Genomic DNA, 16268 nt, shown 5'->3' on the forward strand with positions numbered 1-16268 from the left:
ATGAGCGCCGATAACATTTACGACTCCAGCAGCATCAAGGTCCTCAAGGGACTCGACGCGGTGCGCAAGCGCCCCGGGATGTACATCGGCGATACCGACGACGGCACCGGTCTGCACCACATGGTGTTCGAGGTGGTGGACAACGCGGTCGACGAATCGCTGGCCGGCCATTGCTCCAAGATCGACGTGACGATCCACGCCGATGGGTCCGTGTCGGTTACCGACGACGGTCGCGGCATCCCCACGGACCTGCACGAGGAAGAGGGCCGCTCGGCCGCCGAGGTCATCCTGACCGTGCTGCACGCCGGCGGTAAGTTCGACCAGAACAGCTACAAGGTCTCCGGTGGCCTGCACGGCGTGGGCGTCTCGGTGGTCAACGCACTCTCCGACCGGCTGGACCTGACCATCTGGCGCCAGGGCCGCCGCTGGGTGCAGGAATACCACTTGGGCGAGCCGCAGTATCCACTGAAGGATGCGGGTCCCACCGAGCGCTCCGGTACCCAGATCCGTTTCCTGCCCAGCCAGACGATCTTCACCGACGTCACCTTCCACTACGACATTCTGGCCAAGCGCCTGCGCGAGCTGTCGTTCCTCAACTCCGGGGTGCACATCTCGCTCTCCGAAGAGCAGAGCGGCCGCTCGGACACGTTCTACTACGAAGGCGGTATCCGTGCGTTCGTCGAGCACCTGAACACCGGCAAGACACCGATCCACAAGAACGTGATCTACCTCACCGGCGATCGTGACGATGTCGGCATCGAGCTCGCCTTGCAGTGGAACGATTCCTACCAGGAAAACCTGTTCTGCTACACGAACAACATCCCGCAGCGCGACGGCGGCACGCACCTGACCGGTTTCCGCACCGCACTGACGCGTACGCTCAACGACTACATGGATCGCAACGGGATCCTCAAGAAGGCCAAGGTCAGCACCACCGGCGAGGACTGGCGCGAGGGCCTGGTGGCGGTGATATCGGTCAAGGTCCCTGACCCGAAGTTCTCCTCGCAGACCAAGGAAAAGCTGGTCTCCTCCGAGGTGAAGACCGCAGTCGAGTCGATGACCGCCGAGCACCTCGCCTATTTCCTCGAGGAAAATCCGGCCGATGCCGAGGCGATCACCTCGAAGATCATCGAGGCGGCGCGTGCCCGCGAGGCGGCACGTCGCGCCCGCGAGATGACCCGTCGCAAGGGCGCGCTCGACATCGCCGGCCTGCCCGGCAAGCTGGCCGACTGCCAGGAGAAGGACCCGGCTCTCTCCGAGCTGTACCTGGTAGAGGGCGACTCCGCCGGCGGCTCGGCCAAGCAGGGCCGTGACCGGCGCACGCAGGCGATCCTGCCGCTCAAGGGCAAGATCCTCAACGTCGAGAAGGCCCGTTTCGACAAGATGCTTTCCTCGGTCGAGGTGGGCACGCTGATCACCGCGCTGGGTTGCGGCATCGGTCGGGAGGACTTCAACCCGGACAAGCTGCGCTATCACCGCATCATCATCATGACCGACGCGGACGTCGATGGCAGTCACATCCGTACCCTGCTGCTGACCTTCTTCTATCGCCAGATGCGCGAGCTGGTCGAGCGCGGTCACGTCTACATCGCCCAGCCGCCGCTGTACAAGGTCAAGAAGGGCAAGCAGGAGCAGTACCTCAAGGACGATCTGGCCCTGAACCAGTACCTCTTGCAGCAGGCGGTCGACGGCGCGCGCCTGGAGCTGGGCGAGAACACCCCGCCGATCTCCGGGCCGGGCCTCGAGTCGCTGGCGCGTGAATACCTGTCGGCCCAGGCGATGATCGAGCGCATGGCCAACCGGTTCGATCTCAACGCGCTCAAGGCGCTGATGCAGATCGGGCGCCTTGAGCCGGCCATGATGGACGACGAGTCGCGTCTGGCCGGCTGGCTGGGGCACTTTAACGGCATGCTCAATGCCATCGCCGATGCCGGGGTGGAATACGGTGTGGCGATGGAGGAAGGCGAGCACGGCCACGTGTTCCGCATTGAGCGTAGCCAACATGGTGTTTCACATGAAACCACCATCCCGGCTGCCTTCTTCAGTGGCAACGAATACCGGCTGCTGGCCGATCTGGGCGAGCGGCTCGACGGGCTGATTGCCGAAGGAGCCGAGGTGGTCCGCGGCGAGCGTCGCCAGCCGATCGAGCGGTTCGAGCAGGCAATCGACTGGTTGATGACCGAGGGCCGACGTGGCCTAGCGGTGCAGCGCTACAAGGGTCTGGGTGAGATGAACCCGGATCAGCTGTGGGAAACCACGATGAACCCGGACACCCGTCGCCTGCTGCAGGTGCGCATCGAGGATGCCGTCGCGGCCGACTCGGTGTTCACCGTGCTGATGGGCGACCTGGTCGAGCCGCGTCGTGATTTCATCGAGAAATTCGCGCTGTCGGCATCCAATATCGACGTGTAACCCGCAATCATTGAAGCAACTGAACCCCGTTATGGCGGGGTGGCCACGGAGGCGAGCAAACCATGGGCATCGCGCTGTCGATCATCGTTTTCCTGCTGGTGCTGATCCTGATCTGGGGGATCATCGTCTACAACGGCCTGGTGCAGCTGAAGCACAACGTCTCGCAGGCCTGGTCGAACATCGACGTGTTGCTGCGTCAGCGTCACGACGAGTTGCCCAAGCTGGTTGAAACCGCCCGGCAGTACATGCACTACGAGCGCGATACGCTCGAACGGGTGATGGAGGCGCGCGCGGCGGTCAATGACGCGCAGCAGCGCGGCGACGTCGGGGCGCTGGGCGGTGCCGAGCAGAGCCTGCGCCTCGGTCTGGGTAACCTGTTCGCGGTGGCCGAGGCCTACCCCGAGCTCAAGGCCAACGAGACCTTCCAGCACCTGCAGCAGCGCATCAGCGGGCTGGAAAACGAGATCGCCGATCGGCGCGAGTTCTACAACGCGGCGGTCAACACCAACAACATCCGCATCGAACAGTTCCCGGATGTCCTGATCGCCCAGTTGTTCCGCTTCCGTGCCTTCCGGTTGCTGGAGTTCGATCGCAAGACCACCGAAGACGTCGACGTGAAGGCCCTGTTCAGCTGATCCCGGCTGTCGCCCAGCCTGGTTGACGACCGATGCAGGACGCCCTATCCGACTGGTTGATCGGTCTCGACCCGGGTTTCTACCTGGTGCTCTGGACGGGGTTGCTGATCCTGCTGCTGGTCTGCCTGTTCGTCGGGTTTCGCACCCTTGCCCGGGCCCGGATCATCGCCCATACCCCAACCGCCAAGCTGCGCTCGGCCGCCCAGGGCTTCAACGAGATCGAGGGCACCGGGCGGGTGATCGCCGAGCATCCCCTCTACTCGCCGCTGACCTTCACCCCGTGTCTGTGGTTCGACATGAAGATCGAGCGGCTTGAGTCCAGCGGCAAGAATCGGAACTGGGTCACCGTCGAGCGGCGGACCAGCGATGCCCTGCTGCGGATCGACGATGGCACCGACGAGGCGTTCGTCGATCCGGATCACGCCCGGGTAATCCCGCATTCCAGTCGACGCTGGCGCGAGCGTGCCTCGGACTCCGACTGGTCGTCGACTTCCTCGCTCGGTTTCGGCGGCAAGCCGTATCGCTACACCGAACGCCTGCTTCTCCCTGAACAACCCCTGTACGTGCTCGGCTGGCTGGAAACCCGTGGGCATCGAAATGGCGGAGTCTCGGAGCGGGACGTGATCGAAAGGCGTCGGCGTGAACTCCTGCAGGAGTGGAAACACGACGCGGCGGCCCGTGAACGTTTCGATCTGGATGGCGATGGCGATATCTCGCCGCGTGAATGGGATTGGGCCATGCGCCTGGCCCGCGCGCAGGCGAGAAAGGAGCTCAGCGAGGCCGATGACCCACGGGTCTCGGCCAGCAACACCGTTCATCTCCTGCGTCGGCCGACGGGCGGTGAGCCGTTCATCATTTCCGGCCTGCCCCAGGAGAGGCTGATACGGCGCAAGACCCGCAAGGCTGGCGCGTTCATCAGCGCCTCGTTGGTGCTGTTCGTGATCTGGCTGATCGCCCAGGGGATTCGCGCGCCGTTCTGACGGCCCGCAGGTTGCCCGGATTCTGCGAGAATGGTCCCATGATTTCGCTCAAGGATTTCGCCCGAGGCAGACGCGCATGAACATCGTTAGCTGGAACGTCAATTCGCTCAAGGTCCGCCAATCGCAGGTACTGGACTGGCTGGGCGACCAGCCCGCCACCCTGCTCGGCTTGCAGGAGCTAAAGCAGCTCGACGAGGCCATCGATCGCGAGACGATCGAGGCGGCCGGTTACCGCGTGATCGCCAACGGCCAGAAGACCTACAACGGGGTGGCGTGGGTCTATCCCGCCCACTGGCCGGAACCGACCGACGTGGTCACCGATATCCCCGGTTTCGAGGACCCTCAGCGACGGGTGATTGCCGCGACGTTTGGCGATTTGCGGGTGATCAACCTCTACGTGGTCAATGGCGAGGCGGTTGGTTCGGAGAAATACGCCTACAAGCTTTCCTGGCTGGAAGCCCTGACCCGGTGGTTGGCCGAGGAGGCAGGCCGGTACGCCAAGCGCGTGGTGGTCGGCGATTTCAACATCGCCCCCGCGGACGCCGATGTCCATGACCCGGAAGCCTGGCGGGATCGTATCCTGTGCAGCACCCCCGAGCGCGATGCGCTTGACCGGATCCTCGAGACCGGATTGATCGACGCCTTCCGCCTGTTCGATCAGCCGGAGAACGCCTTTTCCTGGTGGGATTATCGGCAGGCCAATTTCCGTCGCAATCGCGGCCTGCGGATCGACCTGATCCTGATCAGTGAGGCCCTGCGCAATCAAGCCCGGGCCTGCCGGATCGACGTGGAGCCCCGTCGTTGGGAACGTCCGTCGGATCATGCCCCGGTGGTGCTCGAACTCGATCACGGTGCGCCCGGCAGCTAACGGGTGCCGCAGCCTGACCGCTACTCGGTGCTATCGCCGTCGGACCCCGGTGGCAGGCAACCGACCAACGCCTGCCATTGATCGATCACGATCTGTCTCTCGGCCTCGTACGCCTGGGCCTCGACCACCGAGCGGCTGCCCAGCAGGGCCTGATGATGGCCCGCGTCCCGCAGAGTTCGGTAGGCCTGGACCAAGGCGTCGCTGGCCTCGGCGTCGATCAACCCGGCATCCCTGAGCGAATCGAGCTGACGGATGTTGTCGGTGAACTCGAGGATCTCCGGGTGCTCGGCGGCATGGCGCAGCAACAGGTACTGCACCAGGAACTCGATGTCTGTGATGCCGCCGACGTCGCGCTTGAGGTGGAATAGCCCGGCCGGTGTCTCGGTCTGGTTTGCCCTCATCTTGCGACGCATGCCCACCACGGCCTCGCGTAGCTCGCTCGGGTCCCTTTCCTGGGTCAGCGTCAGGCGCCGGATCTCGGCGAAGGTATCGCCCACCGAGTTGGATCCGCCCACGAAACGCGCACGGCACATTGCCTGCACCTCCCAGACCCAGGCGTGTTCCGCCTGGTACTGCGCGAAGGCGTTCACCGACGAGACCAGCAACCCCCCGACGCCGTCCGGTCGCAGGCGCGTGTCGACCTCGTAGAGCACGCCGGCTGGGGTGCGGATGCTCAGGGTGTGGATGATCTTCTGGGCCAGCCGCGCGAAGTAGAGGCTGTTGTCGATCGAACGATCCCCATCGGTGACCGCCTCCCGATCAGTGGAATCGTGCAGGAAGACCACATCGAGATCCGAGCCGTATCCGAGTTCGATCCCGCCGAGCTTGCCGTAGCCGATGATGGCCAGCCCTGGTGTGAATGCCTCGCCGGCATCGTTGACTGCGCGTGGCTTGCCGTGGCGCGCCTCGATCTGCTCCCGGGCACGTTGGTGAACCGCCTCGAGGATCACCTCGGCAATCCAGGTGAGCTGATCGGAGACCCGCATTACCGGCAAGGCGCCGACCACGTCGGCAGCGGCCACCCGAAGGGTCGCAAGTTGCTTGAATCGGCGCAGCTCGTCGAGGCTGCGTTCCTCGTCGTGCGGACACTTGCCCAGCAGTTCCCCCAGTTCCTGCGCCAGTTCGGACTTGTTGGGCGGGGCATACAGGGTTTCGGGGTCGATCAGCTCGTCGAGGAGAATCGGGTGCTGCGTCAGCAGCGAGGCAATCCACGGGCTGCCGTGGACCAGCCGGACCAGTTGGCGACGGGCCTGGGGTTGTTCGATCAGCAATGCCACGTAGACAGAGCGGCGCAGTATGGCCGTCAGCAGGTCGAGCATGCGATCGAGGATCGCCACCTGGCCCTGGTAGGCGCTGATGTCTCGCAACAGGTCGGGCATCAGCTCGTCGAGTCGCTGGGCCACGGTGCCGCTGATCGCCGGCGCCTGGGTGTCGCGCCACGACGAGAGATGCTGCTCCAGCACGGATGCTTGCTCGAAGCCGTGACGTTCGAGGATGGCGACGCGGTCGGCTACATCGCCCAGACCATTCCAGACCTGTTCCAGTGGCTCCTCGCTCTCGTCGCCGTCGCTGGGCAGCCGCAACACCTCGGAGAAATGTCCGTGGATGCGATCGCGGTGCTGGTCGAGGGCATAAAGGAAATGACCCCAGTCCTCGAATCCCATCGCGATCGCCAGGCGCAGTTGATCGAACTTGTTGTCCGGCAGGGTCTGCGTCTGGTGGTCGTAGAGCATCTGCAGACGGTTCTCGGACCGACGCAGGAAGTCGTAGCCGGCGGTGAGATCGGTGACGGTGTGTTCGTCCAGCTCGCCCATTTCCTCGAGGATGGCGAGCACGGGGATCAGTCGTCGCGCTTGCAGCGCGGGTTCGCGTCCGCCGCGCAGTAGCTGGAACAGCTGGCCGATGAATTCGATCTCGCGGATGCCGCCGGGGCCGAGCTTGATGTTGTTGTGCATGGCGGCATCGGTCATCTCCCGTTCGATCATGCGCTTCATCTCACGCAACTGGCTGAACGCACCGAAGTCGAGGTAGCGACGGAAGACGAACGGGCGGAGCATGTCCATCAGCTCGCGCCCGGCCTCCTGGTCGCCGGCAATCACGCGTGCCTTGATCCACGCATAGCGTTCCCATTCGCGTCCGCGCGTGGCGTAGTAGAGCTCCAGCCCGTCGAAGCTCATCGCCAAGGGGCCCTCGTCGCCGTTGGGACGCAGACGCATGTCGACCCGGAAGACGAAGCCGTGACCGGTCTTCTCGTCGAGCGAGCGGATCAGCCGTTGGCCGAGCCGGATGAAGTACTCCGCGTTGCTGATCGTCTTGCGGCCGTCGGTCTCCCCTTCCTCGGCATAGGCGAAGATCAGGTCGATGTCCGAGGAGTAATTGAGCTCGTCGCCGCCGAGCTTGCCCATGCCGATCACGACCAGGCCGATCGGCTCGCCGTTCGGCCCGCGCGGCTGACCAAAGCGCGACTGCAGGTGATGCTCGTGGTAGGCAAGCGCCTCGGCGACGCAGTAGTCGGCCAGTTTCGACAGCGAGCGCAGGGTGGCATCGGTGTCATCGATGCCGTTGAGATCGCGCCAGGCGATCAGGATCATCTCGCGCCGACGCAGGCGTCGTAGCTCCCGACCGAAGGCCGCCGTTTCCAGCGCTCGGCGCTCGTCGGCCGAGCCGCTCAGCCGGGCGAAGCGCGCCTCGAGCCCGTCGCCGAGGAAGTCGTCGGCGCATCCATCGAGCACGTAATCGAGGATGTCGGCCTCGGCGGCCAGACTTTGCTGGATGAACGGGCTGCAGCGCATCACGTGTTCGAGCTGGGTGCGTTGCGAGGGCTCCAGTGAGGAGGATTGGCTCAGTTGATCAAGTAGCGTCTGTGCGGGGGTGATTTCGTCGAGGTCGGACACGGGGATCGGCCTGTCGGTTGATGAGGGATGCCTCGATCATACGCCTTGCCGGTAGGTGGGTGCAGGGTTGCAGTGCCGTGATTTGGGTGACGTTCGATCGGCCACAAAAAAGCCCCGGGCCCTTGATAAGGGAACCGGGGCGGCTTGCGTGCGGGGTTCTGGCGTTACGGGCGAACCAGCACGTAACCGGCGTCGACCAGGTCGAGGATGCGGGCAATACCGGCTTCGACCGGGACGGCGGCGGAATTCATCTCCGGTTCCTTGCCCAGCTTGCGCGTCGCGCCGGCAATCGAGTTCTCGCAGGCGGAGAAGCGCACGCCCTGATCAGCCAGCGACTGGATGCGCTCGGCGTGATGGTTGTTGGCAAACAGCATGCTGATGCCCGGACCGAAGGCAACGACTTCGACGTCGATCTGATCCGGGCCACCACGTGCCTTGAGGACGTTGTTGGCAACATTGAGCACCAGGTTCTGGCGCTGCATGTCACTTTCTGTGATCTGCAGCACCAGGTGTTCCTTGGCCAGGGTATTGCCGCCGACTTTCTCGATCTTGTCGGCATCGGCGGCATGCGCTGCATTGGCGAAGGAGAACGCGGCAAGCAACATCAGCCAGGCGGCCGGGAAAAGGGAACGGGTTTTCATGAAAATCCTCCTTGACTGGTTTCCGTCGGTTTTATTGTCACGGGTGTGAATTGCATCCCGTCAAACAGCATACGCTCAAGCAAATGGAAGCGCAGCCCTTTAGTCGGTAAATTATCGAATGGGGTATCAGCGAATGTTGGGCAAAATCGATGGCGACGATGCGGGCTTTTGCGACCTCGCGCGCAACCGCAGGAGCCGTTGGCCAAGCTGTTGACCTGACGCTATTTTTTAGCGAACATATCGATCATGCGATCGGCGGGCTATCTGCCCGCCCCGTCCCCGCGTGGCAGCGAAGTCGCCCAGCTCGTTGCCGATTTGAGTCCCGGACGGACCGTCGACCCAATCCAATCCTCATGGCATGTCAGACGGCCCGTCGCATGCCGTGGCGCAGGCGTTGTTGCTTAGATTACATGACGTTATTCAAACAGCTTTTGAAGAACCCGCGGGGTCGGGATTTCATCGTCGGCGATCTGCATGGCAGTCGGCCGCTGCTGGAAAAGATCCTCGACAAGCACGATTTTTCCCCGGAGCGGGATCGTGTCATTGCCGTAGGGGATCTGATCGACTACGGCGAGGATTCACTGGGCACCCTGCGTCTCTTGGGTGAGCCCTGGTTCTTTTCCGTGGCCGGCAATCACGAGCGGGTGATCGCGAATCATCGCGACGCGCTCGCCGAACGTTGCCTGACCGCTCGCCAGCACGCCGACCTCGAGGCGATGGGCTCGGCCTGGCTGCTGGAGCCCTACGACAAGCTCAACGACGACAAGTGGGACGACCTGATCACCGAGGTGATGAACCTGATCAGCCAGATGCCGTTGATGATCCAGGTCGGCAACGGACCGGCGGCCGTCGGCGTGGTGCATGCCGAATTGCCGCTGTGGGACTGGGACCAGAACATCGCTCGACTCGAGCGGGTCAAGAAGCTGAGCTACTGGGCCTCGACAAAGGCCGACCCACAGCTCGACACCATGCTGTGGGGGCGCTCGCAGGTCCACGAGGTGCTCGATGGCCGTCGACCGGAACGCAGTGTGCGGGGCATCGACTGGGTCATCGCCGGACATACGATTACCGGCCAGCCCGTGCGTGACGGCAACCGGCTCTGGATCGATTGCGGCGCGTGGGACGAACGGCCCGGCCGTGGGCTGGCGCTGGTCGAGGTAGGCGACACCCTCGCCGTGAGCGCGCACTACCACGATCCCAGTGTGCGGACCCACCGGTTCGTGCGCCGCGGGCACCACTTCCATTCCGTGATCGATGCGACCGGCTGATCCGATGTTCGATTTCAATCGTCTTTCTCTGACGGAACTGCGGCGCCTGATCGAGAGGGCGCGTGCCGAACTGGAGCGTCGCGACCGCGAGCCGGTCGACGAACACACCCTGATCAAATCGCTGGAGCTGGATCTAAAGCGTCATCACCGGCGCAAGGATCAGGAGCCCTTCGATCCCTTTGCCTGATCCGGCGCGGCCGGCGCCCATTAAAAAAGGCCCCTCGTTCGAGGGGCCTTCTCGTGTGCGGATCGACAAGCCAGGATCAGTGGCGGAAGTGGCGCATCCCGGTGAACACCATGGCGATGCCGTGCTCATCGGCCGCGTTGATGACTTCCTGGTCGCGCATCGAGCCGCCCGGCTGGATCACGGCCTTGATGCCCGCCGTCGCCGCGGCGTCGATGCCGTCGCGGAACGGGAAAAAGGCGTCGGATGCCATCACCGAACCCTCCACCGGCAACCCGGCGTCGGCCGCCTTGATGCCGGCGATGCGCGCGGAATACACCCGGCTCATTTGCCCGGCGCCCACGCCGATGGTCTGCTGGCCGCTGGCGTAGACGATGGCGTTGGACTTGACGAACTTGGCGACCTGCCAGGCAAACAGCAGATCCTGGATCTCCGCCTCGTCCGGCGCACGCTTGGTGACGATCTTCAGGTCATCCGCGCCGACAACGCCGTGGTCGAAGTCCTGGACCAGCAGCCCGCCGCCGATGCGCTTGAAGTCCATGCCCGGAGCCGGCTTGACCGACCAGTCATCGATCGCCAGCGCACGCACGTTCGGCTTGGCGGCCAGCTCGGAGGCCGCCTCGGCCCCGATCTCGGGGGCGATGATCACCTCGACGAACTGCCGCTCGACGATGCTGCGCGCCGTGTGCGCGTCCAGCGGACGGTTGAAGGCGATGATGCCGCCGAAGGCCGAGGTCGGGTCGGTGGCGAAGGCGCGATCGTAAGCAGTGGTGATGTCATCACCGGTCGCCACGCCGCAGGGGTTGGCGTGCTTGACGATCACGCAGGCGGCGCGGTCGAACTGCTTGACGCATTCGAGTGCGGCATCGGCATCGGCGAGGTTGTTGAACGACAGGGGCTTGCCCTGAACGATGCGCGCGCGGGCCAGCGTGCCCGGCGCGGCGTTCGGCTCGACGTAGAAGGCCGCGTTCTGGTGCGGGTTCTCGCCGTAGCGCAGATCCATGGACTTGTTCAGGGGCAGGTGCCAGGTCGGGGCGAACGCGCTTTCCTCGAACTGGCGCCCCAGGTAGTCGGCGATCATGCCGTCGTACTGGGCGGTATGGCTGAAGGCCGCGCCAGCCAGACGCTGGCGCGTGGCCATGGAGATGCCCTCGCCGTTGATCTCCCCGAGCACGACCTCGTAGTCGGCCGGGTTGACCACGATCGCCACGTCGTTGTGGTTCTTGGCCGCCGCGCGCACCATCGCCGGGCCGCCGATGTCGATGTTCTCGATCGCCGTGGGCAGGTCGCAGTCGGGGTCGGCCACCGTGCGGGCGAACGGATAGAGGTTGACCACCACCAGATCGATCGGCGTGATGCCGTGGGTGGTCATCACCTCGTCGTCGGTGCCGCGACGGCCGAGGATGCCGCCGTGGATCAGCGGGTTGAGCGTCTTGACCCGCCCGGCCATGATCTCCGGGAAACCGGTGACGTCACTGACCTCGCGCACCGGCACGTCGTTCTCGCGCAGCAGACGGGCGGTGCCGCCGGTGGACAGCAGTTCCACGCCGGCGGCGTGCAGACCTTGGGCCAGGCCCAGGATCCCGGTCTTGTCGGAAACGCTCAGCAGGGCGCGGCGCGGCTTGACGGCATGATGGCTCATGGGGATATCCGTGTTTTCAGCGATGGGTTCGAAACGCACCAGCCGCCCGACGGGGCGGTGCGCAAACCGCGCATTGTACCCGCTTGGCCCGGAGGTGTTTAGGCTCCCTTGCTGCAACCCACGACCCGCTCGTTCGCCGGTCTCCCGAGTGATCAGTGCGTGGTGCCGTGGCGGACGATATTCTCGTAGAGGGACGAATAATCGTGATTGCCGTGGCCGGCGTAGATGCCTTCTTCCAGCACGTGCTGCAGGCCGATCAGCAGGTGGGTGTCGATGTCCTGTCCGGCGGCGCTGCGCGTGAAGAGGCGAATGTCCTTGAGCAGGTGCTTGAGTGGAAAATTGGCCTTGTCGAACGAATGGTCGAGCATGTTGCCCAGTTTCTTGTCGAAGGTCGGCGCGTAGAGGGCCGAGTCGCGCAGGGTTTCCATGAAGCGGTCGACATCGACCCCCTCGCGCTGGACCAGCCCGAGGCTCATGGAGAAGGCCGCGGTCAGCGAGCCGATCAGCTGATTGAAGGCGAGCTTGGCGGCGGCGCCACTGCGTACCGCCCCGAAATGGGTCGGCGTACCCAGCGCCCGCAGGAGCGGATCAAGGCGTTCGATCAGCGCCTCGGGACCGCCCAACAACAACTGCAGTGTGCCGCTTTGCGCCTGCGGGATGGAACCGAGGACGGGGGCCTCCAGGTACTCGCCGCCGAGCGCCTCGACCCGGCGCGCGATTTCGGCGGATTCCGACGGGGCGATGGTCGAGCTGTTGATCACGACGTGATCGCGGATGCCGGCCTCGCCCAGTCGGTCGATTACCTCGCGGCAGGCGGTGTAGTCGCTGACCATCATCCAGAGGGTCTCGGCGCGATCGGCAAGATCGGCCAGGCTGGCGGCGACGGGGATGTTCTCGATCTCGCGTGGGTGGCGGTTAAAGCCGGTCACCGCCCAGCCAGCTTCTGCGAGACGGCGGGCCATGGCGGTTCCCATCAGCCCCAGGCCGATCATTCCGATCGTGGTGTTCATGACGGTGCCCTCTTCGATGTTCTGTGCTGCGGTCGTTCTCTCGCCACAATCGCGCGGGGCACGCTCCGTCGTCTGGTGGATTGCGGCGGGTATAGGGTTATGCTTGCGCCAGCGGTCGTTCGTTTCCCTGTCGCCACTGGTGGAATCGCGAACCTTCGGGCCTTGCTTTCGTGTCGTTACCGGCCCGTTTCGGCCTAAGGAGGCTAGCAGAACCCGGTGGTGATTTCCGGCTCCGACGGCCCCGTGTTCCGACTATTCCCTGGCCACCCCTCAAGGAATCGTGATGAGGCAGGATCTCGACAGCCACTGGCGCCGCTGGCTCAATTCCGACCGCCGCCGCCCCCGCAGCGGGCAGGGCAACCTCCTGGCGACCGTGCCGGCGCAGACGCGCACGGCCATCGAGCGCGATTACGACCGGGTGCTGTTCTCCACCCCGGTGCGCCGCATGGCCGACAAGACCCAGGTCTTCCCGCTGGATCGCTCGGACAGCGTGCGCACCCGGCTGACGCATTCGCACGAGGTGGCCAACCTGGCCCGCTCGGTGGGCATCGATCTGGTCTTCCATCACGGCGTGGCCGCGGGTTTGCCTGAGGCGTTGCGCGATGTCCCCGCCCTGCTGGCCACCATCGGCCTGGCCCACGATCTGGGCAACCCGCCGTTCGGTCATCAGGGCGAGGATGCGATCGCGCGCTGGTTCGAGATCAACCGTGCCGAGGTGCTGGATGCCGAACCAGCCCTGAGCCCGGCGATGAAGCAGGACTTCCTGCGTTTCGAGGGTAACGCCCAGACCTTGCGCCTGCTGACCAAGCTCCAGCTGATCAACGACGACTACGGGCTGAACCTGACGTTGGCGAGTCTGGCCGCACTCGTGAAGTACCCGGCGGCCAGCGACGAGATCGACCGGTCGCGCGTCACCCACAAGAAGCATGGCTATTTCCAGTCCGAACGGGCGCTGATGGACGAGGTCTGGGCCGGCACGGGCCTGTCACCCGGGCAGCGCCACCCGCTGACCTGGATCATGGAGGCCTGCGACGACATCGCCTACTCGGTGCTGGATGCCGAGGACGCGGTCAAGAAGGGGCTGCTGTCGTTTTCCGATACCATCGCCTTTCTGCGCCACGAGGCGCCGGACGACCCGGTGGTCACGGCGGTATGCGACGCGGCGGCCGCCGAGCACAAGGCCTACCGTCAGGAGCGCCTCTCGCCGGACGAACTCAACGACATCTCCATGCAGACCTTCCGCATCCGCGCGATCGGGGCGCTGATGGAGGCGATCGGCGAGGTGTTCATCGACTCCTTGTCGGCCATGGCCGAGGGCCGTTTCGAGCAGGAGCTGGTGGATGCCTCGCGCGGCGGGCGCCTGCTGGCCGCCCTGAAGGCCTGCAACTGGCAGCACGCCTACCGGCACAAGTCGGTGCTGCGCGTCGAGCTGACCGGCCTGAGGGTCATCCACGGCCTGATGGATGCCTTCTGGTACGCGATCACCCGCCGCGAGGATCGCGATGACCCGGCCAGCCCGCGGTCCACGCCGCTGGCCGGCTACATCTATCAGCGCATCTCGGAGAATTACCGGCGGGTGTTCGAGTCACCGGGCAACCCGATGCCGATCCGCTACCGCGAGGCGCAACTGCTGACCGACATGATCTCGGGGATGACCGACAGTTTCGCCGTCAGCCTGTTCGAGGAATTCCGCGAGGTGGGTTTCCGCCCGTCCACGCAGGCCTGAGAGTGGCGACTACCCGCTTAGCCTTTGATGATTGTCAGAAAATTGCCAGGAGCCCGATGAGCGATTCCGACCAGAGCCCCGAAAAAAGCCACTTCTTCGCCTACCTCTCGCGGATGAAGTACATCTACCGCTGGGGGCTGATGCGCAACACGCGCAGCGAGAACGTCCAGGAACATAGCCTGCAGGTGGCGATGATCGCCCACGCGCTGGCGGTAATCGGCAACCAGGAATTCGGCGAGGACAACGATGTCGGCCGGGTGGTCAGCGTGGCGCTCTACCACGATGCCTCGGAGATCATCACCGGCGACCTGCCCACACCGGTGAAGTACTTCCGCGAGGACATCCGGGATTCCTACAAGGCACTCGAGGCGCATGCCGAGCGCAAGATCATCGGCCTGCTGCCCGAGTCATTGCAGGAATCGTTCGCCGAGGTGATCGAGAGCGCACGTATCGAGCCCAAGGTACTGCGGTTGGTCAAGGCCGCCGATTCGCTATCGGCCTACCTCAAGTGCATCGAGGAGCGGGCCGCCGGCAACCAGGAATTCCGCCGTGCCGAGGAGTTCCTGTACGGCAAGCTTGACGAGATGACCGACCTGCCGGCGGTGGCCTTCTTCCGTCAGCAGTTCGTCGATGCCTTCGAGCTGACCCTCGACGACCTGAGCCACGACTGAGCCCCGGCAACCCCGGGCGCGATCACTTCGCCGAGCTGGTCGACTCGTTTGGCTCCGACTCGGCGGTGGCGTCCTCCGTCTCGTCGTCGTAGAAGGTCCGCCGTGAGATCTGGCAGAAGGCGCCCTGGCGCTTGATGAAGTGGATCGAGCCGGCAACCACCAGCCCGCCGATCACCAGGAGCAACAGGCTGCTCTGCACGTAGCCGAGCGTGACGATGGCCGCACCCACCAGGCCGACGTGACGCGCCTGGATGCGCAACAGGTCCTCGTGCGGCTGGGACAGGGCCGCCAGGGCCGCCCATTCGATTGCGAGCACGATTAGTAGAACCAATGGCGCCACGGCCACCTTCGGGTAGGCGACGGCGATCACGCCGAGTACCCCGATGATCGCCAGCACCACCCATTGAGCGATCTGCTGATTGCGCGAGCCCCGGTTCGAGGCACGCAACGTGCCCTTGAGGCGCAGCCAGTGGATCAGCCCGGTGACGCCGGTCCAGACACCGATGAAGATGCCCAGCACCGCGGCCAGGCGCAGATCCCAGGCGCCGAGGTAGAGCGTGGTCTGCTCCCAGCCGATCACACCCAGCAGGGTAATGGTGATGCCGCTGCCGATCAGGACGATCGCTGCACCCCGCACCAGATCGATCAGGCGGGTGTCCTGGTCGCGACTGGCCCGATACCACGGAGCGGCGGCCACGCCGAAGGCCAGCGCGGCGATCGCCAGCCAGGCCTTCCAGCCCATGCTGGGCAGATCGCCGGCCGCCCCGGGGAAGAGCGCGCCGGCGAGCACGATCAGGATCGCCAGCGGCAGCGCCCACATCCAGACCCGGCGGCGCCCCGGGTGGGTCAGCGCCGAGAGGGTAATCAGTACCAGCCCCAGGGCGAACCAGCCGGCATTGTCGATCATCAATCCGATGCCCATCACGACACCTCCTTGCCGGCACGTTCATGGGCGAACTGCTGTTCGCGGTCCTCCTCGTCGAGCATGTCCTGCTCGTCGGGCTCGTCCGCCGGTTCGGCGTGTATCTCCTGGCGCAGCAGCAGGAAGGCCGTTGCCGCCGACTGGGCGCCGAAGAACACCGCGACAGTCGACAACACCAGTTCAAGTGCACTCTGCGAGGTCAGCAGCGCGCTGACGGCCGCGACCACCAGGAAACCGGCCAGGGTGGTCACGATTAGCAGGCCCCGGCCGCAGTGTTCCCGTTCGGCACGCAGCGCGCCGGTCAGGCCGAGCGCGAGTGCCAGTAGCACCATGTAGGCGGCGATGGTTGGATCCATGTCGGTGTTCCTTCGGTCGTGATGGCCGATCGTCCGATCGGCCGGATGAAGCGATGATC

14 protein-coding genes are annotated in these 16268 nt (G+C 64.8%); 8 read left to right on the top strand and 6 right to left on the bottom strand.

Translation table 11 applies throughout. The features are described 5' to 3' along the window. The 4 genes from gyrB (at window position 1) to xth (ending at window position 4895) form a co-directional block, all read left to right on the top strand. Complete coding sequence (gene gyrB / locus VWP12_RS02655) at window positions 1–2412, top strand: DNA topoisomerase (ATP-hydrolyzing) subunit B (protein WP_410474488.1); 2412 nt, start codon at window positions 1–3, stop codon at window positions 2410–2412. 62 nt (window positions 2413–2474) lie between these two features. Then, window positions 2475–3047 (top strand): LemA family protein, encoded by a 573-nt coding sequence (locus VWP12_RS02660; protein WP_125199368.1) that lies wholly within the window; start codon window positions 2475–2477, stop codon window positions 3045–3047. Window positions 3048–3079: 32 nt separating this feature from the next. Beyond that, a complete protein-coding gene (locus VWP12_RS02665; protein ID WP_410474489.1) occupies window positions 3080–4027 on the top strand; it encodes a GIDE domain-containing protein in 948 nt (315 codons plus the stop codon). A gap of 76 nt (window positions 4028–4103) precedes the next feature. After that, complete coding sequence (gene xth / locus VWP12_RS02670) at window positions 4104–4895, top strand: exodeoxyribonuclease III (protein WP_410474490.1); 792 nt, start codon at window positions 4104–4106, stop codon at window positions 4893–4895. Window positions 4896–4915: 20 nt separating this feature from the next. On the opposite strand, the gene glnE is transcribed toward xth, so the two are convergent. Together glnE and VWP12_RS02680 are read right to left on the bottom strand one after the other, a co-directional pair. Then, the gene (gene glnE / locus VWP12_RS02675) at window positions 4916–7789 is read right to left on the bottom strand and encodes a bifunctional [glutamate--ammonia ligase]-adenylyl-L-tyrosine phosphorylase/[glutamate--ammonia-ligase] adenylyltransferase (RefSeq protein ID WP_410474491.1); all 2874 of its coding nucleotides are present in this window, start codon (window positions 7787–7789) and stop codon (window positions 4916–4918) included. A 164-nt stretch (window positions 7790–7953) separates the two neighbouring features. Beyond that, the gene (locus VWP12_RS02680; protein WP_125199364.1) at window positions 7954–8430 is read right to left on the bottom strand and encodes a DsrE family protein; all 477 of its coding nucleotides are present in this window, start codon (window positions 8428–8430) and stop codon (window positions 7954–7956) included. A gap of 410 nt (window positions 8431–8840) precedes the next feature. Here VWP12_RS02680 and VWP12_RS02685 point away from each other — a divergent pair, with 410 nt between their 5' ends. Together VWP12_RS02685 and VWP12_RS02690 are read left to right on the top strand one after the other, a co-directional pair. Then, on the top strand, window positions 8841–9698 hold the full coding sequence (locus VWP12_RS02685; RefSeq protein WP_410474492.1) for a metallophosphoesterase: 858 nt from the start codon (window positions 8841–8843) through the stop codon (window positions 9696–9698). A 4-nt stretch (window positions 9699–9702) separates the two neighbouring features. Continuing rightward, complete coding sequence (locus tag VWP12_RS02690; RefSeq protein ID WP_410474493.1) at window positions 9703–9885, top strand: hypothetical protein; 183 nt, start codon at window positions 9703–9705, stop codon at window positions 9883–9885. Between the two features lie 76 nt (window positions 9886–9961). Here the strand turns inward: VWP12_RS02690 and purH are convergent, their stop codons facing one another. Together purH and VWP12_RS02700 are read right to left on the bottom strand one after the other, a co-directional pair. Next, window positions 9962–11524, bottom strand: coding sequence for a bifunctional phosphoribosylaminoimidazolecarboxamide formyltransferase/IMP cyclohydrolase (gene purH, locus VWP12_RS02695; RefSeq protein WP_410474494.1), 1563 nt, complete (start codon window positions 11522–11524; stop codon window positions 9962–9964). A gap of 152 nt (window positions 11525–11676) precedes the next feature. Beyond that, entirely contained in the window at window positions 11677–12744 is a 1068-nt protein-coding gene (locus VWP12_RS02700; protein WP_410474933.1) for an NAD(P)-dependent oxidoreductase, read from the bottom strand. 73 nt (window positions 12745–12817) lie between these two features. On the opposite strand from VWP12_RS02700, the gene dgt reads away from it, so the two are divergent. Together dgt and yfbR are read left to right on the top strand one after the other, a co-directional pair. Beyond that, entirely contained in the window at window positions 12818–14260 is a 1443-nt protein-coding gene (gene dgt, locus VWP12_RS02705) for a dGTP triphosphohydrolase (RefSeq protein ID WP_410474495.1), read from the top strand. Between the two features lie 56 nt (window positions 14261–14316). Continuing rightward, window positions 14317–14931 carry a 5'-deoxynucleotidase gene (gene yfbR, locus VWP12_RS02710; protein ID WP_410474496.1) on the top strand — a complete coding sequence of 205 codons (615 nt, stop codon included), beginning with the start codon at window positions 14317–14319 and terminating at the stop codon, window positions 14929–14931. A 22-nt stretch (window positions 14932–14953) separates the two neighbouring features. Here the strand turns inward: yfbR and VWP12_RS02715 are convergent, their stop codons facing one another. Both VWP12_RS02715 and VWP12_RS02720 read right to left on the bottom strand, forming a co-directional pair. Then, complete coding sequence (locus VWP12_RS02715) at window positions 14954–15853, bottom strand: hypothetical protein (protein WP_410474497.1); 900 nt, start codon at window positions 15851–15853, stop codon at window positions 14954–14956. Beyond that, on the bottom strand, window positions 15853–16209 hold the full coding sequence (locus VWP12_RS02720; RefSeq protein WP_410474498.1) for a hypothetical protein: 357 nt from the start codon (window positions 16207–16209) through the stop codon (window positions 15853–15855). Before VWP12_RS02720 ends, VWP12_RS02715 begins: the two co-directional genes overlap by 1 nt. Between the last annotated feature and the right edge of the window lie 59 nt (window positions 16210–16268).

It is taken from the genome of Guyparkeria sp. TX1 (assembly GCF_046523965.1).
Lineage (GTDB): Bacteria > Pseudomonadota > Gammaproteobacteria > Halothiobacillales > Halothiobacillaceae > Guyparkeria.

Bases quoted from the DNA above. Each gene is read 5' to 3' on its own strand.
- gyrB (WP_410474488.1), top strand. From the start codon at position 1: ATGAGCGCCGATAACATTTACGACTCCAGCAGCATCAAGGTCCTCAAG.
- VWP12_RS02660 (WP_125199368.1), top strand. From the start codon at position 2,475: ATGGGCATCGCGCTGTCGATCATCGTTTTCCTGCTGGTGCTGATCCTG.
- VWP12_RS02665 (WP_410474489.1), top strand. From the start codon at position 3,080: ATGCAGGACGCCCTATCCGACTGGTTGATCGGTCTCGACCCGGGTTTC.
- xth (WP_410474490.1), top strand. From the start codon at position 4,104: ATGAACATCGTTAGCTGGAACGTCAATTCGCTCAAGGTCCGCCAATCG.
- VWP12_RS02680 (WP_125199364.1), bottom strand. From the start codon at position 8,430: ATGAAAACCCGTTCCCTTTTCCCGGCCGCCTGGCTGATGTTGCTTGCC.
- VWP12_RS02685 (WP_410474492.1), top strand. From the start codon at position 8,841: ATGACGTTATTCAAACAGCTTTTGAAGAACCCGCGGGGTCGGGATTTC.
- VWP12_RS02690 (WP_410474493.1), top strand. From the start codon at position 9,703: ATGTTCGATTTCAATCGTCTTTCTCTGACGGAACTGCGGCGCCTGATC.
- purH (WP_410474494.1), bottom strand. From the start codon at position 11,524: ATGAGCCATCATGCCGTCAAGCCGCGCCGCGCCCTGCTGAGCGTTTCC.
- dgt (WP_410474495.1), top strand. From the start codon at position 12,818: ATGAGGCAGGATCTCGACAGCCACTGGCGCCGCTGGCTCAATTCCGAC.
- yfbR (WP_410474496.1), top strand. From the start codon at position 14,317: ATGAGCGATTCCGACCAGAGCCCCGAAAAAAGCCACTTCTTCGCCTAC.
- VWP12_RS02715 (WP_410474497.1), bottom strand. From the start codon at position 15,853: ATGGGCATCGGATTGATGATCGACAATGCCGGCTGGTTCGCCCTGGGG.
- VWP12_RS02720 (WP_410474498.1), bottom strand. From the start codon at position 16,209: ATGGATCCAACCATCGCCGCCTACATGGTGCTACTGGCACTCGCGCTC.